The following is a 22,857-nucleotide window of genomic DNA, read 5'->3' as shown; positions in this document are numbered from 1 at the left end:
GTATACTCAATTTATGAATAAGTAATGAAAGTGAGTGATCCGTCTTATGGATCTGTTATCAATTAAAGACCCAAGCTTTTTAAAGAAGCTCTCTAATGAGGAATTAGAGAATCTAGCCTCGGAAATTAGACATTTTTTGATTGAAAAATTGTCAGTTACTGGTGGCCATATTGGGCCTAATCTAGGTGTTGTTGAATTGACCATTGCTCTGCATAAAGCGTTTGATAGCCCAACAGATAAAATTTTATGGGATGTTGGGCATCAGTCATATGTTCACAAAATCCTTACTGGTAGAGCTAGCCAATTCGATACGTTAAGAAAGTATAAAGGATTATGCGGGTTTCCTAAAATGATCGAAAGTCCTCATGATGTATGGGAAACCGGCCATAGCTCCACCTCTTTATCAGGTGCTATGGGAATGGTCATTGCAAGAGATATTAAAAAAGAAAATAGCCATGTGATACCAGTAATAGGGGACGGTGCCTTGACTGGTGGAATGGCATTAGAAGCGCTCAACCATATTGGTCACGAGCAGAAAAACATGATTGTTGTTTTGAATGATAATGAAATGTCAATTGCTCCTAATGTTGGCGCCCTTCATAATGTTTTAGGTCGTCTTAGAACTGCGGGGAAATACCAATGGGCAAAAGATGAGTTAGAAGCTTTTCTGAAAAAGATCCCAGCTGTCGGTGGTAAAATTGCTTCAACAGCTGAAAGATTAAAAGATAGCTTAAAGTATTTACTTGTTTCAGGCGTGTTATTTGAGGAACTCGGCTTTACTTATCTTGGACCAATTGATGGTCATAATTATGAAGAATTATTTGAGAACATTAATTATGCCAAGAAAACTGAAGGTCCAGTTCTCTTACATGTAATTACGAAAAAAGGAAAGGGTTTTGAACCTGCAGAACGTGATACAGTTGGTACTTGGCATGGAACAGGCCCTTATAAAACGGAAACAGGTGACTTCCTGAAACCTGTTAATACTGCACCGGCATGGAGTAAGTTAGTTAGTGAAACAGTCAGAGAATTGGCAAGAGAAGATGAACGAATTGTTGCCATTACGCCTGCGATGCCTGTGGGATCTAAGTTAGAAGGTTTTGCAAGTGAATTTCCCGATCGCATGTTTGATGTAGGAATAGCGGAACAACATGCGGCTACAGTAGCGGCAGGTCTTGCTACACAAGGAATGAAGCCATTTTTAGCAATTTATTCGACATTTTTACAAAGAGCGTATGATCAAGTGGTCCACGATATTGCTAGGCAAAACCTAAATGTTTTTATTGGGATCGATCGTGCTGGGTTAGTAGGTGCTGATGGAGAAACGCACCAAGGTGTTTTCGATATTGCCTTTTTAAGACATTTACCAAATATGGTACTGATGATGCCAAAAGATGAAAATGAAGGTCGTCATATGACATATACCGCTATTCAATACAATGATGGTCCAATTGCAATGAGGTTTCCAAGAGGAAATGGACTTGGAGTTGAGATTGATGAGAAGATGACGGCACTTCCAATTGGTTCATGGGAAGTGTTAAAAGAAGGTAAAGACGCAGCTATTTTAACATTTGGAACAACCATTCCAATGGCTATGGAAGCGGCAGCTCTTCTTGAAGCGAAAGGCTATTCAGTAAAAGTTGTTAATGCCCGTTTTATTAAACCATTAGATGAGACAATGTTACATGATATTTTAAATATGAACATGCCTATTTTGACAGTTGAAGAAGCCGTCTTACAAGGTGGATTTGGTAGCGCCGTGTTAGAATTTGCTCATGATCATCATTACCATCATGCGAAAGTGGATAGACTTGGTATCCCGGATCATTTTATTGAACATGGTAGTGTGGACAAACTCTTAGAAGAGATAAATTTAACATCTGAAGAAATTGTAAAGCGCATGAGTAGATTAGCTGAAAAAAAACAAAAGAGGGCATGAAGCGATAATGAGTAAAAAGGAACGAGTGGATGTTCTTCTTGTAGAACGAGGCTTGGCAGAAACAAGAGAGAAAGCAAAAAGAGCGGTAATGGCAGGCATCGTCTATAGTAATGAAATGAGGCTAGATAAACCTGGAGAAAAGGTAAAGAGTGATATTCCATTACAAATCAAAGGGAAAGCAATGCCTTACGTAAGTAGAGGTGGCTTAAAGCTCGAAAAAGCATTAGAGGTATTTGATTTAACCGTTGAAGATAAAATTCTATTAGATATTGGGGCATCAACAGGGGGCTTTACAGATTGTGCATTGCAAAATGGGGCACAAATGTCTTATGCCCTAGATGTTGGATATAATCAGTTAGCCTGGAAGCTAAGACAGGATGAACGTGTGGTTGTAATGGAGCGGACTAATTTTCGCTATGTTACACCTGCTGATTTAGTCGGTCAAATGCCAAATTTAGCTTCCATTGATGTCTCATTTATATCTTTACAACTAATTCTTCCTGTTTTGCGAACATTACTCGTACCTGGTAGCGACGTGATCGCATTAATCAAGCCTCAATTTGAAGCAGGAAGAGAACAAGTTGGGAAGAAGGGAATTGTTCGTGATTCGTCAGTACATGAACAAGTAATTGATAAAATTCTAACCTTCGCTCAAACGGAAGGATATCATATTAAAGGCTTATCCTATTCTCCGATTACAGGTGGAGATGGTAATATTGAATTCCTCGCTCATTTGCAGTGGCCACATGGTTCAGAGGAAGTGCATGCTACCAATGATTTTGATATCCAATCAGTAGTAGAAGAAGCCCACAAGCAATTAAAAGCAAAACTGAAAGAATGAACACAGACTAAAGTGAGCAGGCTAGGGGAGCATTTTCCAGCCTGTTCTTTTGTGTCAGGCATCATAACGGATATAAATGAGATTTGAAATTCTCTTATGAAACAATCTTTTTTACCAAAAAAACACAAATTATGCAGAATAAATTGTACAATATAGAGAAAATCAGCTAACATATGAATTAAAAGATAATAAGAATCGTGTTGCTGATTTCAGGCAGCGCTTTGTATTCATAGAGGTGAAAAGAATGAATAAAGGACAACGACATATTAAGATTAGGGATTTAATTACGAACAATGATATTGAAACCCAAGATGAACTAGTAGAAGAGTTAAGAAATGCTGGGTTTAACGTCACACAAGCAACGGTTTCAAGAGATATTAAAGAACTGCATTTAGTGAAAGTTCCCCTTTTGGATGGAAGATATAAGTACAGTTTACCTGCTGATCAACGCTTTAACCCTTTACAAAAATTAAAGCGTAACTTAATGGATGCATTTGTTCGTCTAGATTCTGCCGGTCATTTACTTGTGATGAAAGTTTTGCCAGGGAATGCAATGGCGATTGGTGTATTGATGGATAACCTAGATTGGGATGAAATATTAGGAACAATTTGTGGCGACGATACTTGCTTAATTATCTGTCGAACACCTGAAGAAGCTGAAGTGATTTCCAAAAGATTTTTAGAAATGCTATAAGCTGGGGTGAAATGTCAGTGTTAAATGAAATATCAATTAGAAACTTTGCTATTATCGAATCAATCACAATTGCCTTTAATAAAGGTCTAACTGTGCTTTCAGGAGAAACAGGAGCAGGAAAATCAATTATTATTGACGCCGTTCACCTGCTTGTTGGTGGCAGGGGTTCTTCAGAGTATGTAAGACATGGTGAAGAGAAAGCTGAGATAGAGGGTTTATTCATATTAGATGATGAACAACATCCGTGTTACAAACGGGCGCAAGAATTTGGTATAGATATCGATGAAGGAATGTTGATTCTAAGACGAGATATATCTAAATCAGGTAAAAGTGTCTGTCGAATAAATGGAAAACTTGTAACCATTTCTATTCTTCGAGAAATTGGTAGTACTCTAATTGACATACATGGTCAACATGAACACCAAGAATTAATGAATGAAAGTTTGCATTTGCCTTTATTAGATCAATTTGGTGGTACCAAAATCGCTAAAAGCAGACAAGAATACGAAGAGGTCTATAGAGAATACGAGCAAACAATGAAAAGAATCAAGACATTAACAGAAAATGAACAGCAAATGGCTCATCGCCTGGATCTTATTCAATTTCAATATGAAGAAATAACAAACGCCAATTTAAAATTGAATGAAGATGATGCACTTTTAGAAGAGCGAAACCGCTTACTTAATTTTGAGAAGATGTATGAAGGCGTAAAAATTAGCTATAATGCTTTGCAAGGAGAACAAAAAGGGCTTGATTGGATTAGTTTAGCTATGAATCACCTTCAACAATCGGCAGAAGTTGATGAAGAGTTAGTTGAGTTGCAAGAAGTTGTTGCCAACAGTTTTTATCAATTAGAGGACACGGTAGCTATTTTAAGGAGTAAATTAGATTTTATGGAATTTGATCCTGTTCGATTGAATGAAATTGAAGAGCGATTAAATGAAATCAATATGCTCAAACGAAAATATGGACCATCAATAGAGGAAATATTGGAATATGTTGCAAAGATTGAGGAAGAAATTGAAACATTAACCAACAAAGAAACTCATATCGAACACTTGCTCAAGCAGGCTAAAGAATTACAAGCTGATTTACTTGTCGAAGGAAAGGAATTGAGTGAATTAAGAAGAAATGCTGCGGAACGATTAACAAAAATGATTCATCGTGAATTAAAAGCACTTTATATGGAAAAGACTGTATTTGAGGTCCATTTTATTACGGATAAAGAAAGCTTTCATAAAAAAGGTATTGATACAGTCGAATTTTACTTATCCACTAACCCAGGAGAACCGTTAAAACCATTATCAAAAATTGCATCAGGTGGTGAACTATCCCGAATTATGCTTGCTTTAAAGAGTATCTTTTCTAAACATCAAGGGGTAACATCTATTATTTTTGATGAAGTTGATACAGGGGTAAGTGGAAGAGTCGCACAAGCTATAGCCGAAAAAATTCATCAAGTAGCGATTGATTCGCAAGTTCTTTGCATTTCCCATTTGCCACAAGTAGCTGCAATGGCAGATACGCATTTATTTATTTCTAAAACACTCAAAGCTGGCCGTACAAAAACAACGGTAAAGCCGTTGGATGACGAGGAAAAGATTAAAGAAATTGGTCGTATGATCTCTGGTGTGGAAATGACTGAACTGACAAGGGAGCATGCGAAGGAATTACTGAGCCTTGCCAAAAATGTAAAAATACCATGAAAAGCTATCCAATGGAGGGTAGCTTTTTTTATTAAGTTGCCAGTTATAATTGCTCTTGAAGCAGGCAAAATTATATATGTAGCCATGAAACAAGAAGCGAGGAGAGTGTTGAAATGACAAGAGATATATTGAGAAAAATAATTGGTGGAATTCTCCTTGTTTCAATCATATGTATAGGATTTTCTAAACCGTTTCAAGAGTATATTCACATTCCTATAAACCTTACCGTATTTGAGGGTGAACAAGTACGATATAATATGGCGGAAACAGTAAATGCAACAACACAAGCACCCGATGGACAATTGGCGGTTGTTCAGGATAAAGAAGTCATTACACTCTCTGCTAATGAACCAGGCAAGAATGAAATGTTTCTTGATTTGGCTGGTTTTCCGATAAAAAAAGTAGATGTGGAAGTTTTAAAGGACTTTAAAGTTATACCGGGTGGGCAATCAATAGGTGTAAAATTGAATACAGTTGGCGTATTGGTGGTCGGACATCACCAAATTAATACAATAAATGGAAAGATGTCACCGGGAGATTTAGCAGGTATTAAAATAGGTGATATTATTACAGAAATAAACGGAACAAAAATTGAAAAAATGTCTGATGTTGCTCCATTTGTACAAGCAGCAGGAGATAGTGGTAAACCCCTCAAAATATCAGTTACTCGTGATGAAGGGAAATTTGAGACAGAATTATTACCATTGAAAGATAAAAATGAACCAAACTTTAAGCTTGGATTATATATACGTGATTCAGCGGCTGGGATAGGCACAATGACTTTTTATCATCCACAATCAAAAAAATATGGTGCTCTTGGTCATGTTATTTCTGATATGGATACAAAAAGGCCAATTGTCGTTGATGATGGTCAAATACTACGGTCTACTGTTACTTCCATTGAAAAGGGGAGTAATGGGAATCCAGGAGAAAAATTAGCACGCTTTAAAGATGAAAAAGAAGTTATAGGCAACATTGATCGAAATAGCCCATTTGGCATTTTTGGAAGGCTTAATCGTGGATTGGCTAACGGGCTAATGGATAAACCAATGCCAATTGCTCTTTCACATCAAGTAAAGGAAGGACCAGCAAAAATTCTAACAGTCGTTGAAAATGATAAAGTTCAACTGTTTGATATCGAAATTGTTAGTACGATCCCGCAAAAATTTCCTGCTACAAAAGGAATGGTCATCAAGGTCACTGACGATGAATTGCTCGAAAAAACAGGGGGTATTGTCCAGGGTATGAGTGGCAGCCCGATTATTCAAAAGGGCAAGGTTATAGGAGCGGTAACACATGTTTTTGTGAATGACCCGACCAGTGGGTATGGTGTGCATATTGAATGGATGTTAAATGAAGCGGGCATTAATATTTACGAAAACCATGAAGAGCGAGCATCTTAAACAAAAAAGCGGTTTTGCCCGCTTTTTTGTTTGTTTAGATATATAAGGTGAATGTGGATTTAAATCATTCAATTTGAAAAAGCATGACTAACATATATATGTTAAAATAAGCAAAGAAACAAAGATTTTTCGACAATGAAGAAGAAAGATATCGATTATAGTCGAAAAATAGAGGAAAACAAAGAAAACTTAAGATTTTATTAGTTTTTTAAAGAAAAATAAAATTTGGTAAAGGATTTTTATCCCCTTTGTCGAAATTGTCACTTAGCAAATAGAGACAAAAAAATAGAAAATAGATTCAACTATGGGTTGAGGAGGAAAAAATTAGTGAAAAAAATCAAAGTATGTGTAGTTGATGACAATCGAGAGCTAGTAGCTTTACTTGAAGAGTATATTTCTTCTCAAGAAGATATGGAAATAGTCGGAGTGGCGCATAATGGACAAGACTGTTTAAATATTCTTGATGAAATCGAAACAGATGTGCTTGTTTTAGACATCATTATGCCGCATCTTGATGGACTTGCAGTTCTCGAAAAAATGAGAGAACTTAACTTAAAAACTCTTCCTAGCGTTATTATGTTAACTGCTTTTGGTCAAGAAGACGTGACAAAGAAAGCTGTTGATCTTGGTGCATCTTATTTTATATTGAAACCTTTTGACATGGATAATTTGGCTAGTCATATCCGCCAAGTGAGCGGAAAATCAAGTCCGATGATTCGTAAATCACCTTCTACAACCAATTACCGTTCACAAGCAGAGCCAAAACCCAAAAATCTCGATGCAAGTATTACAAGTATCATACATGAAATTGGTGTGCCTGCTCATATAAAGGGTTACTTATATTTAAGAGAGGCGATTTCAATGGTATATAATGATATTGAGTTACTTGGCTCGATTACAAAAGTTCTGTATCCTGACATTGCCAAAAAGTATAATACAACAGCTAGTAGAGTGGAAAGGGCAATTCGTCATGCAATTGAAGTGGCATGGAGCAGAGGAAATATTGACTCTATCTCTTCTTTATTTGGCTATACAGTCAGCATGACAAAGGCCAAGCCAACAAACTCAGAATTCATTGCAATGGTTGCCGATAAGTTAAGGTTAGAGCATAAGGCTTCTTGAAAAAGCTAGGCGTGTGAACATATCGTCCACACGAATAAACAAAAAAGCGTCAGCATTTTTATTATGCTGACGCTTTTTATGATTCTTTCTTAAAACGGTCTTGCACTTTATTTCTTTTACGATCACGATGCAAAATAAATCCGGCAATAAAGCCAATTCCTAATATAACAAATAATAATCCACACACAAACTGCAAAGGTAAAGATGGGAAAGGGCTTTGTAAAATGCCAAATACCATATCCCTCATTAATTTAATTCCGTATACCGCTAAAACACCGGGAAGTACAAGTATCATTAATGCAATTAGTCTAATCATATTATTCCTTTCTTCCGCTGCTAAAATATTCAATAAACTCATTATATATGATAGGAAACGTTTATTAAAGGGAGATTTCATAGGTGCATCATATGAGAAAAAATATTAACACTAACAGTATAAGATATTTGTCAACAAGAACAATTAAGGTTACATTATAAATGAAAGAAATTGCATAGTAGATTTGAAAGAATATTCAGGGTAAGGTGAAAGTATGCAAAAAGTAATTATCATCGGGGCTGGTCAAGGTGGCTCCTCGATATATCGATTATTGAAAGAAACAGAAATGTTAATAGTAACAGCGGTTGTTGATATTAATCGCGAAGCAAAAGGACTTCAACTTGCGAGTGAAGATGGTGTGCAAATTGGTTATGATTGGCGCCAATTTATTAAAGAACCTGTTGATATTATTATTGAAGTAACAGGAGATGAAGAAGTTAGTAAACAAATTAGATCTTCAATCAAAGAAGAGGTAATTTTTATCCCTGGTAGTGTCGCTTATTTAATGGCCAAACTTTTGTCTCAAAAGGAAGAGCTCATATCCGCACTTTCTAATCAAACATATAAATTCAACCTCATATTTAATACGACCGATAACGGTATGATCGTCATCAATCCTGACGAGGAAATTATACTTTTTAATAAAAGCGCAGAAACGATGACAGGAATAGAAAAGAAACAGGCGATAGGTAAAAAGATCGGAGATGTAATTAGCGGTAGCTTACTGCCGAGAGTGTTGCATTCAAGGAGAGTGGAAACAAACCAAGAGTTTGTTTTAGGTAGTGGGTTGAAAATTATTACTACGAGAATTCCTGTAATCGGTGATAACGGTCAATTAATCGGTGCGGTTTCTATTTTTAAAGACATTACGGAATTAGTTGATTTAGCTGAAGAAATTACTGATTTGAAAAATTTAAAAACAATGCTTCAAGCTATTATACAATCAAGTGATGAAGCGATCTCTGTAGTAGATGAAGATGGGAAGGGGTTAATTATTAACCCGGCCTATTCAAAAATCACTGGATTAGCAGAAGAGGAAGTCATTGGTAAACCGGCAACTGCTGATATCTCAGAAGGTGAAAGTGTTCATATGAAGGTGCTTAAAACACGCAGAGCCATCAGGGGTGTACCAATGCGTGTAGGTCCGAAGAGAAAAGAAGTTGTCGTCAATGTAGCTCCGGTAATTGTAGATGGTATTTTAAAAGGAAGCGTCGGGGTTTTGCATGACGTTTCAGATCTACAAAGTATGAGTCGCGAATTAAATCGCGCGAGACAAATTATTCGAAATTTAGAAGCTAAGTATACTTTTGAAGATATTATTGGTCAGTCTGATGAAATGGCCATTGCAATTGAACAAGCTAAACTTGGAGCAAAAACGCCAGCAACCGTTCTATTGAGAGGTGAATCTGGAACAGGTAAAGAATTATTTGCACATGCCATTCATAATGCAAGTGACCGTAAATATAATAAATTTGTTCGTGTAAACTGTGCTGCCTTATCGGAATCACTACTGGAAAGTGAATTATTTGGTTATGAGGAAGGTGCTTTTTCTGGCGCGAAAAGAGGCGGAAAAAGGGGTTTATTTGAAGAAGCGGATAAAGGAAGTATCTTTTTGGATGAAATTGGCGAGTTAACTGCCAGCACACAGGCTAAACTATTAAGGGTGCTACAAGAAGGAGAGATTACCCGAGTAGGTGGTACAAAGCCTCTTCAGATTAACGTCCGAATTATTGCTGCAACCAATGTTAATCTGGAAAAAGCCATTGCGAACGGCGGATTTAGAGAGGATTTATACTACCGTTTGAATCGAATGCCAATTCATATTCCGTCTTTGAGAAAAAGAAAAGAAGATATCCCTTTACTAGTGGACCGCTTAATTGAAAAAATCAATATTGAATATGGCCGTAATGTAGAAGGTGTAACAGAAGAAGCGATGAAGGTTTTAATGGCATATGATTGGCCAGGTAATGTCCGTGAACTAGATAATATTATTGGAAGAGCGATTATATTTATGGGCTATCAAACACATATTGACAGTGAACATTTATCTACATTAGCGAATAGTGACAGTCCAGTTCTCGTAGATTCTGAAATGCATGCATCTATTCAACAAGGAGAGCCATTAGCAAAGCAACTGGAAGGTTTTGAAAAAGAAATTATTACGAAAGCAATGAAACAAGCGGATGGTAATAAGACACAAGCAGCCAAACATTTAGGGCTATCTGTAAGGAATTTATACTATAAATTGGAAAAATATCAAATTGAAAATAAAAGCATGCAATAATTTGCATGGTTTGCAATAAATTTCACGGTAGATTTTGAGCAATAAAGCGTTTTCATCGCATTTTAATTTTGGCACGGTAATTGCATAATAAAAATATGAGTGCAGCAAAAAAACTTTTTACTTGCACGCACTTTGAAGTAAAGGGGTTGAGACAGATGAAATTGGATTCGCTTATAGAGAAAGCAACCCAATATGAAGGCAATGTAGTTGCAGTTGCCGCAGCAGAAGACGAAGAAGTCTTAGAAGCTGTAGCTGGTGCACTAAAGAAGAACATGGCAAGCTTTCTATTATTCGGTAACTCTGAAAAGATTACGCAAATACTGAATGCAAACCATGCAGATGTCGCTAGTAGCGACCACCTAACAATTATGCATGCTGAAACAGCTGCTTTAGCTGCTGAAATGGCGGTTAAATCTGTCAAAGAAAAAAAAGCAAGCGTACTTATGAAAGGAAATGTTCCTACAGCAGTTATTCTAAAAGCCGTACTTAACAAAGAATATGGCTTGAGAACTGGTAGCGTTCTTTCACATGTTGCTGTTTTTGAAGTTCCTAACTTTGACAAATTTACGATTGTCACTGATGCTGCGATGAACATTGCGCCTGATTTAAGTCAAAAAGCGCAAATAACAGCAAATGCAGTAGGTATTGCTAAGAGTATCGGGGTGGAAATGCCTAAAGTTGCACCAATTGCTGCGGTTGAGGTAGTAAACCCAAATATGCAAGCAACATTAGATGCAGCGGCATTAACGCAAATGAATCAACGTGGTCAAATTAAAGGCTGCATCGTTGATGGACCTTTAGCACTTGATAATGCAGTTTCTATTGAAGCTGCTGAGCATAAAGGTATTACAAGTGATGTTGCTGGACAAGCAGATATCTTACTTGTGCCTACTATTGAAGTTGGAAATGCTTTATACAAATCATTGATCTACTTTGCTCAAGCAAAAGTTGGTGCAGTGATTGCAGGTGCAAAAGCACCAATCGTTTTAACTTCCAGAGCAGACTCAGCAGAGAGTAAATTATATTCACTTGCTTTAGCTATTTGCTCTGCTAAATAATATATTTTCTTTTAAAAACAAGGAGGATTTACAACCATGGAAATTTTTAAATATCTAGAGAAATATGATTACGAACAAGTCGTTATTTGCCAAGATAAAGAATCAGGATTAAAAGCAATCATCGCTATTCATGATACAACTTTAGGACCTGCATTAGGCGGAACACGTATGTGGACTTATGAGTCAGAAGAAGCAGCGATTGAAGATGCTCTTCGTCTTGCAAAAGGTATGACTTATAAAAATGCTGCAGCTGGACTTAACCTTGGTGGCGGTAAAACAGTTATCATCGGTGATCCTAAGAAAGATAAAAATGAAGCATTATTCCGTGCTTTCGGACGATATATTCAAGGTCTTAACGGACGTTATATCACTGCAGAGGATGTTGGTACAACTGTAGCTGATATGGACTTAATTCATGAAGAAACTGATTATGTAACTGGTATTTCTCCAGCATTTGGTTCTTCTGGTAATCCTTCTCCTGTAACTGCTTACGGTGTGTACGTAGGTATGAAAGCAGCAGCAAAAGCAGCATTCGGAACTGACTCTCTTGAAGGTAAAACAATTGCTGTTCAAGGTGTAGGTAATGTTGCATATCACTTATGTAAACACCTTCATGAAGAAGGAGCAAAATTAATCGTAACTGATATTAACAAAGAAGCTGTTCAACGTGCAGTTGATGATTTCGGTGCAGAAGCAGTAGGAATTAATGACATTTATGGTGTTGAATGTGATATCTATGCCCCATGTGCATTAGGTGCAACTGTAAATGATGATACAATTCCACAACTTAAAGCAAAAGTAATCGCAGGTTCTGCTAACAACCAATTAAAAGAAGAACGTCATGGCGATCAAATCCACGAAATGGGTATCGTATACGCTCCTGACTATGTAATCAATGCTGGTGGTGTTATTAACGTTGCTGACGAACTTTATGGTTACAATGCTGAACGTGCAATGAAAAAAGTTGAAGGTCTATACGATACAATTGACCGTATTATGCAAATTTCTAAAGAAGAAAATATCCCAACTTATAAAGCTGCTGACCGTATGGCAGAAGAAAGAATTGCGACAATGAAACAATCTCGCAGCACATTCCTTCAAAATGGTCATCACATCTTAAGCCGCCGTAAGTAATTATGGTTCATATTGAAGTGGCGAGCGCCTTCATAAGGCGCTAGCTATTTCCTTATGTAATTTCAAAAATGGATAAATAATGGAGGGTCTGTTGTGCAAGATCAAATCAAGAGAATGCTCGTCATCAACCCAGGATCTACTTCAACGAAGATCGGTGTTTTCGATAATGATAGTTCTGTGTTTGAAAAAACATTAAGACATGATACAGACGAGATTAAAAAGTTTAAAACAATTTTCGATCAATATGAATTCCGTAAAAACGCTATTTTAGAAACTTTAGACGCTGAAGGAATTAACATTTCAAAACTAAGCGCAGTAGTCGGTCGCGGAGGACTTTTACGCCCAATTCCTGGTGGTACTTATGCGGTTAATAAAGAGATGATTGAGGACTTAAAAGTTGGTTATGCTGGTCAGCACGCATCCAATTTAGGTGGGATTTTGGCTTACGAAATTGCTTCAGGTCTAAATATTCCTTCCTTTATTGTCGATCCGGTTGTTGTTGATGAATTAGCACCGATCGCCCGCGTTACTGGTTTCCCACAAATTGATAAAACAAGCATATTCCATGCATTAAATCAAAAGGCAGTAGCAAGAAGAGTATCAAAAAAATTAGGTAAGAAATACGAAGACTTAAACTTAATTGTTACACATATGGGTGGCGGAGTTTCTGTTGGTGCTCATGAAAAAGGCCGTGTAATTGATGTGAATAATGCACTTCATGGTGAAGGGCCATTCAGTCCTGAACGTGCAGGAACTGTTCCAGCTGGGGACCTCATTGATATGTGCTTCTCTGGTGAATATTACCGTGAAGAAATCATGAGCATGTTAGTTGGTGAAGGTGGACTTGTAGGTTACCTTGGTACGAACGATGCTGTTAAAGTGGAAAAAATGATTGAAGCTGGCGATGAAAAAGCGAAGCTCGTTTACGATGCGATGGGTTACCAAATTGCAAAAGAAATTGGTACTGCAAGTGCGGTATTAAAAGGTAAAGTAGACGCGATCATTTTAACAGGTGGACTAGCTTATGGGAAAGCATTTGTAAATGATATTTCAAGCTATGTTAACTGGATTGCAGATGTCATCATTGAACCTGGTGAAGATGAACTTCAAGCGCTTGCAGAAGGTGCACTTCGTGTTCTTCGTGGCGAAGAAGAAGCTAAGAATTACTCTATTGATGAATTAAATACAACAACAGTTAAGTAAGTAGTAATAGGAGGGTTTATTAATGGCACAAGAATATGATTTAGTCATTCTTGGCGGAGGTACTGGTGGTTATGTAGCTGCTATTCGTGCTTCTCAACTTGGTCTTAAAACAGCGTTAGTAGAAAAAGGAAATCTTGGCGGTACTTGCCTTCATAAAGGTTGTATCCCAAGTAAAGCATTGCTAAGAAGTGCGGAAGTTTTTGCGACTGCTAAGAATAGTGATGAGTTCGGTATTTCTACTGGCGAAGTATCAGTAAACTTTGCAAAAGTGCAAGAGAGAAAAGGCAAAATTGTTGATCAATTGCATAAAGGTGTTCAACACCTTATGAAGCAAGGGAAAATTGATGTATACGACGGTTTCGGACGTATTTTAGGACCATCCATCTTCTCTCCAACAGCAGGAACAATTTCTGTTGAAATGAATAATGGTGATGAGAATGAAATGCTTGTACCTAAAAATGTTATTGTAGCAACAGGTTCTCGTCCAAGAACATTACCTGGTTTAGAAGTTGGCGGAAATGTAATGACTTCTGATGAAGCATTATCGATGGAGGAAATTCCTAAGTCAATTATTATCGTTGGTGGCGGTGTAATCGGTATCGAGTGGGCTTCTATGCTTGCTGATTTCGGTGCAGAAGTAACTGTACTAGAATTTGCTGACCGTATTATCCCTACTGAAGATAAGGATGTAAGTAAGGAAATGCAACGTCTACTGAAAAAACGTGGCGTAAATATCGTTACTAAAGCGAAAGTACTTCCAGAAACATTGAAACAAGATGGCGGTGTAACGGTTTCTGCTGAAGTAAAAGGCGAAACAAAAGAATTCACAGCTGAAAAGCTTCTTGTATCTGTAGGTCGTCAAGCAAATACTGAAGGTATTGGTCTTGAAAATACTGATATTCAAGTAGAAAAAGGAAGCATCGTTGTGAACGAGCATTACCAAACAAAAGAGTCTCATATTTATGCAATTGGTGATGTGATTGGTGGACTTCAACTTGCACATGTTGCTTCACATGAAGGTATTCATGCAGTAGAACATATCGCAGACCAAAATCCAGAGCCAATGGATTATGATCTTATTTCTAAATGTATCTATTCTTCACCAGAAGCTGCAAGTGTAGGTATCACAGAAGATCAAGCGAAGGAACAAGGCTATAAAGTGAAAGTCGGTAAATTCATGTTCCGTGCGATTGGTAAAGCGCTTGTATTCGGTGAGTCTGACGGCTTTGTTAAAATTATTGCTGACGAAGAGACAAATGACATCTTAGGTGTACACATGATTGGACCACATGTGACAGATATGATTTCTGAAGCAGGTCTTGCAAAAGTATTAGATGCTACACCTTGGGAAGTAGCACATACGATTCACCCTCACCCAACTTTATCTGAAGCAATCGGAGAAGCTGCATTAGCAGTAGACGGAAAAGCAATTCACGGATAAGCGTTAGGATTTATTAAAGTGGACTTCTAGATTTTGTTGGAAATCTAGAAGCCTCACTTCATTAAGTGGAGAATATAAGAGCGTTCCACGTTCTTCTATATATATTTAGGAGGTTTTGAAATGGGTAAAACTAAAAATCGTCATAAAGCTTTAGGTTTAAGTGATGAGCAAGTATTAGAAATGTATGAAACCATGCTTTTAGCACGCCGTATTGACGAGCGTATGTGGCTTTTAAACCGTGCAGGTAAAATTCCTTTCGTTATTTCATGTCAAGGACAAGAGGCTGCGCAAGTAGGTGCATCTTTTGCATTAGACAGAGAGAAAGATTATGCCCTTCCATATTATCGTGACATGGGTGTTGTTCTTGCATTCGGTATGACTGCGAAAGAATTAATGTTATCAGCATTCGCTAAAGCGGAAGATCCAAACTCAGGTGGCCGTCAAATGCCAGGTCACTTTGGGCAAAAGAAAAACCGTATCGTAACAGGTTCTTCTCCAGTTACAACACAAGTTCCTCACGCAGTAGGTATTGCACTTGCTGGGAAAATGGAAAATAAAGATCTTTGTACATTTGTTACTTTCGGTGAAGGTTCTTCTAACCAAGGAGATTTCCACGAAGGAGCAAACTTTGCAGGTGTTCATAAATTACCAGTTATTTTCATGTGTGAAAATAATAAGTATGCGATCTCTGTACCAATTGAAAAACAATTGGCATGTGAGAAAGTATCAGATCGTGCAATCGGTTACGGTATGCCTGGTGTAACTGTAGATGGTAACGATCCATTAGCAGTGTACCAAGCAGTTAAAGAAGCAGCTGATCGTGGACGTAAAGGTGAAGGTCCTACATTAGTTGAAACAGTTTCTTATCGTTTAACTCCACACTCTTCTGATGATGATGATCGCAGCTACCGTGATCGTGAAGAAGTAGACGCAGCGAAAGAAAAAGATTCGATTATTACTTTTGCAGCCTACTTAAAAGAAATTGGTCTTTTCGATGATGAAAAAGAAAAAGAAATGAACGATCGTATTATGAAAATCGTGAATGAAGCAACTGATTATGCTGAAAATGCACCATATGCAGATGCAGAAGATGCATTGAAATATGTGTACGCAGAATAAGTAGGGGGGAATAACACATGGCAGTAATGTCTTATATTGACGCGATCACTTTAGCGATGCGCGAAGAAATGGAAAGAGACCCAAAAGTATTTGTACTAGGAGAAGACGTTGGTCGTAAAGGTGGAGTTTTCAGAGCGACAAACGGCTTATATGAAAAATTTGGTGAAGACCGTGTGCTAGATACACCACTTGCAGAATCTGCAATCGCTGGTGTTGGTGTTGGTGCGGCAATGTACGGTATGCGTCCTATCGCAGAAATGCAATTTGCTGATTTCATCATGCCTGCTGTCAACCAAATTATTTCAGAAGCAGCAAAAGTTCGTTACCGTTCAAATAACGACTGGAGTGCTCCAATGGTTATTCGTGCACCATATGGTGGCGGTGTCCATGGTGCCCTTTATCACTCTCAATCAGTAGAAGCTGTATTTGCAAACCAACCAGGTTTAAAAATTGTTATGCCTTCTACACCATACGACGCAAAAGGACTTTTAAAAGCAGCGATTCGTGATGACGATCCTGTTATGTTCTTCGAGCATAAGCGTGCTTACCGTTTAATTAAAGGTGAAGTACCTGAAGATGATTATGTACTTCCAATTGGTAAAGCTGACGTTAAACGTGAAGGTGAAGATATTACAATCATCACTTACGGATTATGCGTACACTTTGCTCTTCAAGCAGCAGAAAAACTAGCGAAAGATGGTATATCTGCTCATATTTTAGACTTACGTACGGTTTATCCATTAGATAAAGAAGCGATTATCGAAGCAGCTTCTAAAACGGGTAAAGTCCTTCTTCTTACAGAAGATACAAAAGAAGGAAGCATTATGGGTGAAGTAGGATCGATTATTGCTGAGAACTGCCTATTTGACTTAGATGCACCAATTATGCGCCTTGCAGGTCCAGATGTACCAGCAATGCCATATGCACCAACAATGGAGAAATTCTTCATGGTTAACCCTGATAAAGTAGAAAAAGCAATGAGAGAATTAGCTGAATATTAATCAAAAGTGGCAATGAGAGCGGAAATCCGACTCTTTTTGCCACATTCCAAATAGATGTTGATAAGTAATAAGGAGGTCACTTTAATAATGGCTATCGAACAAATAAAAATGCCTCAATTAGGTGAAAGTGTAACAGAAGGTACAATTAGTAAATGGTTAGTATCTGTTGGAGATAAAGTAAATAAGTACGATCCACTTGCAGAAGTAATGACTGATAAAGTAAATGCTGAGGTTCCTTCATCTTTTGATGGAGTAATTAAAGAGCTAATTGCCGAAGAAGACGGCACATATGAAGTAGGAGAAGTCATTTTAACAATTGAAACTGAAGGTGGCGGAAGCAGCGAGCCTCAAGCTTCTGAAGAAACTTCTGCACCAGCAAAAGAAGAAGCGCCAAAATCAGAAAGCAAATCAGTCGCTTCTACACCTGCAGCAGATGCACCTAAAGGTGGACGTTATTCTCCAGCTGTACTTAAGCTTTCTCAAGAGCATGGCATTGACCTTAGCCAAGTAGCTGGTACTGGAGCAGGCGGAAGAATCACACGTAAAGATCTAAACAAAATTATTGAGTCTGGTAATATTCCAACTGCTGATAATGCACCAAAAGCAGAAGCACCAGCAAAAGCAGAAGCACCTAAGCAAGAAGCACCAAAAGCGGCAGCTTCTAAACCAGCAAAAGCAGCAGGCACAAATGTACCAGTTGTACCAGGAGATGAAGAAATTCCTGTGACTGGTGTACGTAAAGCAATTGCAGCTAACATGCTTAAGAGCAAACATGAGGCTCCTCATGGTTGGACAATGATGGAAGTAGACGTAACAAATCTTGTTGAGTATCGTAACTCAATTAAAGGTGAGTTCAAGAAGAAGGAAGGCTTCAACCTTACATTCTTTGCTTTCTTCGTAAAAGCAGTTGCGCAAGCACTTAAAGAATATCCACAAATCAACTCTATGTGGGCTGGCGACAAAATTGTACGTAAAAAAGACATCAACTTGAATATTGCAGTAGCAACTCAAGACGCTCTTTATACACCAGTTATCAAAAATGCTGATGAAAAAACAATCAAAGGTATTGCGCGTGAAATCGGTGAGTTAGCTGGTAAAGTACGTGCTGGTAAATTAACAGGTGCTGATATGTCTGGTGGTACATTCACTGTAAATAACACTGGTTCATTCGGTTCTGTTCAATCAATGGGCATCATCAACCACCCTCAAGCAGCGATTCTTCAAGTAGAATCTATTGTGAAGCGTCCAGTTGTTATGGACAACGGTATGATTGCTGTTCGTGACATGGTTAACCTTTGTATGTCACTTGACCACCGTGTACTAGACGGATTAGTATGTGGTCAATTCATGCAACGTGTAAGAGAAATTCTTGAAAATACTTCTAAAGAAAATACATCTGTATACTAAGAAGTGATCGTAAAAAAAGAGAGGCCATTCGCCTCTCTTTTTTTTATGAAAATAAATATCAAGTTTCAAGAACCACAATAAATTACCCCATAAATAAAGTATTTCTAGATGATAAATTGATGGAATTCTACAAAAGATTGCAGCTTTTTCCTATCTATACTACAATAAAATTAAGATTTATTAGAATTTTATCAATGTTTTGATCGCTATGATGAGGGGAGGTCCTGTCTTTTTAGACAGATATTTTATGAATTTAAATAAAATGAAAAATGAGACATTTACAAAGCCGACTTTACGCGATTGGCAGGAGAAAGCAGAGGAATCATTAAAGGGTGGGTCCATCGATCGTTTATCAACAGTCACTTATGAAGGGATTAAATTGAAACCGCTTTATTCACGAGAAGATTTACCATCACCTATCCAAAATCCACTTCCAGGAAGTTCAGACTTTCGTCGAGGATATACCTCTTCAGGATATCTTGAAGAACCATGGAACGTCTCGCAACGGCTTTCTTCTACATCGGCAAAAGAAATGAAAAAACAATTATTAGAAGAATTAAATAAAGGGCAATCAGCCATTTCATTTAACCCTGATCTTTACAAGCTTTCAGAAGTAGCAGCGATTGTTGAAGGCTTAGAAGAATATCCATTTTGTTTAATGACGGAAAATTCTTCACTAGATTTATACAAAACGATTGGTCAGCAAAATTCGAAGGGGTTTATTGGGAAAGATCCGTTAGCCAGTTTAATGAATAATAGTAAAGGTTACGATAATGATTGGTTAGAAGCAATTGTACATGCGAAAAAGTCCTCACCTAAGCTAAAAACCATTTTAATTCATACGACCATATATCATGAACTAGGTGCAAATGCTATTCAAGAACTGGCAATTGCCATTGCTTCTGCTGTTTCTCATATTGAGCGCTTGCTCAGCGAAGACTTCTCTATAGAAGAAATAGTAGATAAGGTCGTATTTCATTTTTCCATTGGCGCTCAGTTTTTTACGGAAATCAGTAAATTAAGAGCGGCAAAAATCCTATGGTCTAAAGTTTTAGAAGCATACGGACTAAATGAGAAGCTAATGAACATGACCATTTCTGCTCAAACTTCACCATTTACAAAAACATTGTACGACCCCTATGTCAATCTTTTACGGGCAGGGAATGAGGCCTTTGCAGCCATACTAGGTGGGATCAATTATTTACACGTGTCACCATTTGATGAACCTAGTGAAGCCTCCTCTTTTACTGCGAATCGAATTGCTCGAAATACCCAATTGATTTTAAGGGAAGAAGCGCATCTAAATAAAGTCATTGATCCGGCAGGAGGGTCTTATTATATTGAATCAATCACGAATCAAATTGCTGAAAGAGCTTGGGATTTATTTTTAGCAATAGAAGATCAAGGTGGTATGGAAGTTGCCATAGAGACAGGTTGGATTCAAGAACAGATTACGCAAGTGCAAAAAAAGCGGTTAGCTGATATTTATACGCGAAAGCAAAGTATTGTTGGCACGAACAAATATGCGAATTTAGATGAATCACCGCTGCAGAATGCAGTGACCCTAGGCAACCGTTTATCCATTCCATATGAAAAGCTGCGCTATCAAGTAGAAATGATGAAGGCGAGTAGCGTTGATATTCAGGTGGGCTTATTATGTCTTGGAGATTTAAAAAAGCATAAGCCGCGTATGGATTTTGTAACCGGCTTTTTAGCTCCAGGTGGTATTCGTTCTCATTTTATACCAATTATGCATACAGAGAACCTAAAGGAACAAATAGAAAATAATCCTTTATCTCATTACGTGATTTGTGGTGCAAACGATCAATATGATGATGATCTTTTAACTGCTGTGAAGTTAGTAATGACAGAGAAACAAAGCATATTTAAACTATATTTGGCTGGTCATCCTACAGTAGAGGAACAAAAATGTTGGAAAGAGGCGGGCATCACCGAGTTTCTCCATATGAAAAGTGATTGCTACCATATACTAAGCACCATTGTGGAAGATTGGGAGGGTGAAGTGAAATGACCAAACCTGATTTTACGAAAGTGAAATTATTTGATGAGGGTGACAAAGCGCAACATCCTGATAAAATCCATCATGATGTGTTTGAAACAAATGAAAGTATAAATATTAAATCAATTTATTCCCATAATGATCTAACGTCGATGGAACATCTTGATGATATGCCAGGAATCGCACCTTACACACGAGGTCCATATCCAACGATGTATGTTAATCGACCTTGGACTGTTAGGCAATATGCTGGGTTTTCAACAGCGGAAGAAAGTAATGCGTTCTATCGTCGTAATTTAGCGATGGGGCAAAAAGGACTTTCAGTCGCTTTCGATCTTGCTACACATCGTGGCTATGATTCCGATCATCCGCGAGTGGTTGGCGATGTCGGAAAAGCAGGCGTAGCCATTGATAGTATTTTAGATATGAAAATATTGTTTGATGGCATTCCTTTAGACCAAATGTCAGTCTCCATGACAATGAATGGAGCAGTTTTACCGATTATGGCGTTCTATATTGTCACGGCTGAAGAGCAGGGAGTGAGCCAGGAAAAGCTTGCGGGGACGATTCAAAACGATATCCTTAAAGAGTATATGGTGAGAAACACCTATATTTACCCACCCGATATGTCAATGAAAATCATTGCAGACATATTTGAGTATACGTCACATTATATGCCTAAATTTAATAGTATCAGTATATCTGGTTATCACATGCAAGAAGCAGGTGCGCCGGCAGATATAGAATTAGCATACACGCTCGCAGATGGACTTGAATATGTGCGTACAGGGATGAAAGCAGGGATTGATATCGATTCTTTTGCTCCTAGATTGTCCTTTTTTTGGGCAATTGGGATGAACTATTTTATGGAAGTGGCAAAGATGAGAGCGGCTAGACTTATATGGGCAAAGATGATGAAAAACTTTGCACCAAAAAATCCGAAATCGATGGCGTTAAGAACACACTCGCAAACTTCCGGTTGGAGTTTAACAGAACAAGATCCATACAATAATGTGACAAGAACTTTGATAGAAGCGCATGCAGCAGCGATGGGACATACACAGTCACTACACACAAATGCACTAGATGAAGCGATTGCCTTACCAACCGATTTCTCAGCAAGGATTGCGCGCAATACACAGTTATTTTTACAAGAGGAAACAGGCATAACCAATGTAATCGATCCTTGGGGCGGTTCTTATTATGTAGAAAGTCTAACAAATGAGTTGGTAGAGAAAGCTTGGGCGCATATTGAGGAAATTGAAGAACTTGGCGGAATGGCTAAAGCGATTGAAACAGGATTACCAAAAATGAGGATTGAGGAGGCGGCTGCAAGAAGGCAAGCACAGATAGATTCGAATAAAGAAACAATCATTGGTGTAAATAAATACCGGCTTGAGCAGGAGGAGCCTCTAGATATTCTAAATATTGATAATACTGCAGTGCGGTTAAAGCAAATAGAACGCTTAGAGCATTTAAGAGCGACAAGAGATGAAGATAAGGTGAAAGAAGCGCTTGCAGCTATTACGAGAGCAGCTGAGACAGGTGAAGGGAATCTTTTAGCTTTATCCGTTCAGGCGGCACGAGTGCGGGCATCTTTAGGAGAAATTTCTGATAGTATTGAATTGGTAGCTAAACGACATAAAGCGATGATTCGCTCTATTAGTGGTGTATATAGCTCCCATTTTTCTAATGAAGAGGAAATTAATGAAGTAAAGACAATGGCTGATGAATTTTTAGAAAATGAGGGGAGAAGACCTCGTATTTTAATTGCTAAAATGGGACAGGATGGACATGATAGAGGAGCGAAAGTCATTTCTACAGCCTTTGCAGATTTAGGGTTTGATGTGGACATTGGACCACTTTTTCAAACGCCAGAGGAAACAGCGATTCAAGCAGTCGAAAATGACGTGCATGTGGTTGGGTTTAGTTCTCTTGCTGCTGGTCATAAAACATTGTTACCACAATTAGTGGCTGAGTTAAAAAAGCTAGGGCGTGAAGATATTTTAGTTGTCGTAGGAGGCGTAATTCCACCGCAAGATTATAAGTATTTGCTTGCTAATGGTGCATCAGCTATCTTTGGACCAGGAACAGTGATTCCAGTGGCTGCGCAAAAGGTAATAAGAGAGATTTATCATCGTTTAGGCTATGAGGAAGTGACGAATTAAT

Annotated in this window: 17 protein-coding genes; 16 read left to right on the top strand and 1 reads right to left on the bottom strand. The window is 37.9% G+C overall.

Annotation, left to right across the window (positions count from 1 at the left end; all coding sequences use genetic code 11):
- The first annotated feature begins 46 nt into the window (after positions 1-46).
- From dxs to spo0A, 6 genes are all read left to right on the top strand, one after another.
- A complete protein-coding gene (gene dxs, locus MKX83_RS15890; protein WP_341056297.1) occupies positions 47-1,939 on the top strand; it encodes a 1-deoxy-D-xylulose-5-phosphate synthase in 1,893 nt (630 codons plus the stop codon).
- A gap of 4 nt (positions 1,940-1,943) precedes the next feature.
- Entirely contained in the window at positions 1,944-2,780 is an 837-nt protein-coding gene (locus tag MKX83_RS15885) for a TlyA family RNA methyltransferase (RefSeq protein ID WP_307313730.1), read from the top strand.
- A 244-nt stretch (positions 2,781-3,024) separates the two neighbouring features.
- Positions 3,025-3,474, top strand: a complete 450-nt coding sequence (ahrC, locus tag MKX83_RS15880) for a transcriptional regulator AhrC/ArgR (protein WP_095372619.1) — start codon at positions 3,025-3,027, stop codon at positions 3,472-3,474.
- A 17-nt stretch (positions 3,475-3,491) separates the two neighbouring features.
- A complete protein-coding gene (gene recN, locus MKX83_RS15875) occupies positions 3,492-5,180 on the top strand; it encodes a DNA repair protein RecN (RefSeq protein WP_095372620.1) in 1,689 nt (562 codons plus the stop codon).
- A 113-nt stretch (positions 5,181-5,293) separates the two neighbouring features.
- Positions 5,294-6,583 (top strand): SpoIVB peptidase, encoded by a 1,290-nt coding sequence (gene spoIVB, locus MKX83_RS15870; protein ID WP_095372621.1) that lies wholly within the window; start codon positions 5,294-5,296, stop codon positions 6,581-6,583.
- Between the two features lie 327 nt (positions 6,584-6,910).
- Positions 6,911-7,705: a sporulation transcription factor Spo0A gene (gene spo0A / locus MKX83_RS15865; protein ID WP_095372622.1), complete on the top strand. Its 795-nt coding sequence runs from the start codon at positions 6,911-6,913 to the stop codon at positions 7,703-7,705.
- Positions 7,706-7,781: 76 nt separating this feature from the next.
- Here the strand turns inward: spo0A and MKX83_RS15860 are convergent, their stop codons facing one another.
- On the bottom strand, positions 7,782-8,021 hold the full coding sequence (locus tag MKX83_RS15860) for a DUF2627 domain-containing protein (RefSeq protein WP_095373649.1): 240 nt from the start codon (positions 8,019-8,021) through the stop codon (positions 7,782-7,784).
- 214 nt (positions 8,022-8,235) lie between these two features.
- On the opposite strand from MKX83_RS15860, the gene MKX83_RS15855 reads away from it, so the two are divergent.
- The 10 genes from MKX83_RS15855 (at position 8,236) to scpA (ending at position 22,856) form a co-directional block, all read left to right on the top strand.
- Positions 8,236-10,305 carry a sigma-54 interaction domain-containing protein gene (locus tag MKX83_RS15855; RefSeq protein WP_095372642.1) on the top strand — a complete coding sequence of 690 codons (2,070 nt, stop codon included), beginning with the start codon at positions 8,236-8,238 and terminating at the stop codon, positions 10,303-10,305.
- A 155-nt stretch (positions 10,306-10,460) separates the two neighbouring features.
- Positions 10,461-11,363, top strand: a complete 903-nt coding sequence (yqiS, locus tag MKX83_RS15850; RefSeq protein ID WP_233435223.1) for a phosphate butyryltransferase — start codon at positions 10,461-10,463, stop codon at positions 11,361-11,363.
- Positions 11,364-11,399: 36 nt separating this feature from the next.
- Entirely contained in the window at positions 11,400-12,497 is a 1,098-nt protein-coding gene (gene bcd / locus MKX83_RS15845; protein ID WP_095372644.1) for a branched-chain amino acid dehydrogenase, read from the top strand.
- A gap of 114 nt (positions 12,498-12,611) precedes the next feature.
- Positions 12,612-13,700, top strand: a complete 1,089-nt coding sequence (gene buk / locus MKX83_RS15840; protein WP_225230430.1) for a butyrate kinase — start codon at positions 12,612-12,614, stop codon at positions 13,698-13,700.
- Positions 13,701-13,722: 22 nt separating this feature from the next.
- Positions 13,723-15,141, top strand: coding sequence for a dihydrolipoyl dehydrogenase (lpdA, locus tag MKX83_RS15835; RefSeq protein WP_095372646.1), 1,419 nt, complete (start codon positions 13,723-13,725; stop codon positions 15,139-15,141).
- 120 nt (positions 15,142-15,261) lie between these two features.
- Positions 15,262-16,260 carry a thiamine pyrophosphate-dependent dehydrogenase E1 component subunit alpha gene (locus MKX83_RS15830; RefSeq protein ID WP_095372647.1) on the top strand — a complete coding sequence of 333 codons (999 nt, stop codon included), beginning with the start codon at positions 15,262-15,264 and terminating at the stop codon, positions 16,258-16,260.
- A 17-nt stretch (positions 16,261-16,277) separates the two neighbouring features.
- Positions 16,278-17,261 carry an alpha-ketoacid dehydrogenase subunit beta gene (locus MKX83_RS15825; RefSeq protein ID WP_095372648.1) on the top strand — a complete coding sequence of 328 codons (984 nt, stop codon included), beginning with the start codon at positions 16,278-16,280 and terminating at the stop codon, positions 17,259-17,261.
- Between the two features lie 87 nt (positions 17,262-17,348).
- Positions 17,349-18,668, top strand: coding sequence for a dihydrolipoamide acetyltransferase family protein (locus MKX83_RS15820; RefSeq protein ID WP_095372649.1), 1,320 nt, complete (start codon positions 17,349-17,351; stop codon positions 18,666-18,668).
- A gap of 262 nt (positions 18,669-18,930) precedes the next feature.
- The gene (locus MKX83_RS15815) at positions 18,931-20,700 is read left to right on the top strand and encodes a methylmalonyl-CoA mutase subunit beta (protein WP_233435224.1); all 1,770 of its coding nucleotides are present in this window, start codon (positions 18,931-18,933) and stop codon (positions 20,698-20,700) included.
- Positions 20,697-22,856, top strand: a complete 2,160-nt coding sequence (gene scpA / locus MKX83_RS15810) for a methylmalonyl-CoA mutase (RefSeq protein WP_341056267.1) — start codon at positions 20,697-20,699, stop codon at positions 22,854-22,856. The genes MKX83_RS15815 and scpA overlap by 4 nt, the downstream gene beginning before the upstream one ends.
- Position 22,857: the final 1 nt, after the last annotated feature.

It is taken from the genome of Cytobacillus sp. FSL M8-0252, assembly GCF_038007345.1.
GTDB classification, from domain to species: Bacteria; Bacillota; Bacilli; order Bacillales; family Cytobacillaceae; genus Cytobacillus; species Cytobacillus kochii.
The sequence above is the reverse complement of the archived record's forward strand: the minus strand, read 5'-3'. Positions and strand labels throughout refer to the sequence as shown.

Coding starts and splice junctions, on each gene's coding strand:
- dxs (WP_341056297.1), top strand. CDS start 47: ATGGATCTGTTATCAATTAAAGACCCAAGCTTTTTAAAGAAGCTCTCT.
- yqiS (WP_233435223.1), top strand. CDS start 10,461: ATGAAATTGGATTCGCTTATAGAGAAAGCAACCCAATATGAAGGCAAT.
- ahrC (WP_095372619.1), top strand. CDS start 3,025: ATGAATAAAGGACAACGACATATTAAGATTAGGGATTTAATTACGAAC.
- MKX83_RS15860 (WP_095373649.1), bottom strand. CDS start 8,021: ATGATTAGACTAATTGCATTAATGATACTTGTACTTCCCGGTGTTTTA.
- bcd (WP_095372644.1), top strand. CDS start 11,400: ATGGAAATTTTTAAATATCTAGAGAAATATGATTACGAACAAGTCGTT.
- MKX83_RS15825 (WP_095372648.1), top strand. CDS start 16,278: ATGGCAGTAATGTCTTATATTGACGCGATCACTTTAGCGATGCGCGAA.
- MKX83_RS15830 (WP_095372647.1), top strand. CDS start 15,262: ATGGGTAAAACTAAAAATCGTCATAAAGCTTTAGGTTTAAGTGATGAG.
- buk (WP_225230430.1), top strand. CDS start 12,612: ATGCTCGTCATCAACCCAGGATCTACTTCAACGAAGATCGGTGTTTTC.
- MKX83_RS15815 (WP_233435224.1), top strand. CDS start 18,931: ATGAAAAATGAGACATTTACAAAGCCGACTTTACGCGATTGGCAGGAG.
- lpdA (WP_095372646.1), top strand. CDS start 13,723: ATGGCACAAGAATATGATTTAGTCATTCTTGGCGGAGGTACTGGTGGT.
- MKX83_RS15820 (WP_095372649.1), top strand. CDS start 17,349: ATGGCTATCGAACAAATAAAAATGCCTCAATTAGGTGAAAGTGTAACA.
- spoIVB (WP_095372621.1), top strand. CDS start 5,294: ATGACAAGAGATATATTGAGAAAAATAATTGGTGGAATTCTCCTTGTT.
- scpA (WP_341056267.1), top strand. CDS start 20,697: ATGACCAAACCTGATTTTACGAAAGTGAAATTATTTGATGAGGGTGAC.
- MKX83_RS15855 (WP_095372642.1), top strand. CDS start 8,236: ATGCAAAAAGTAATTATCATCGGGGCTGGTCAAGGTGGCTCCTCGATA.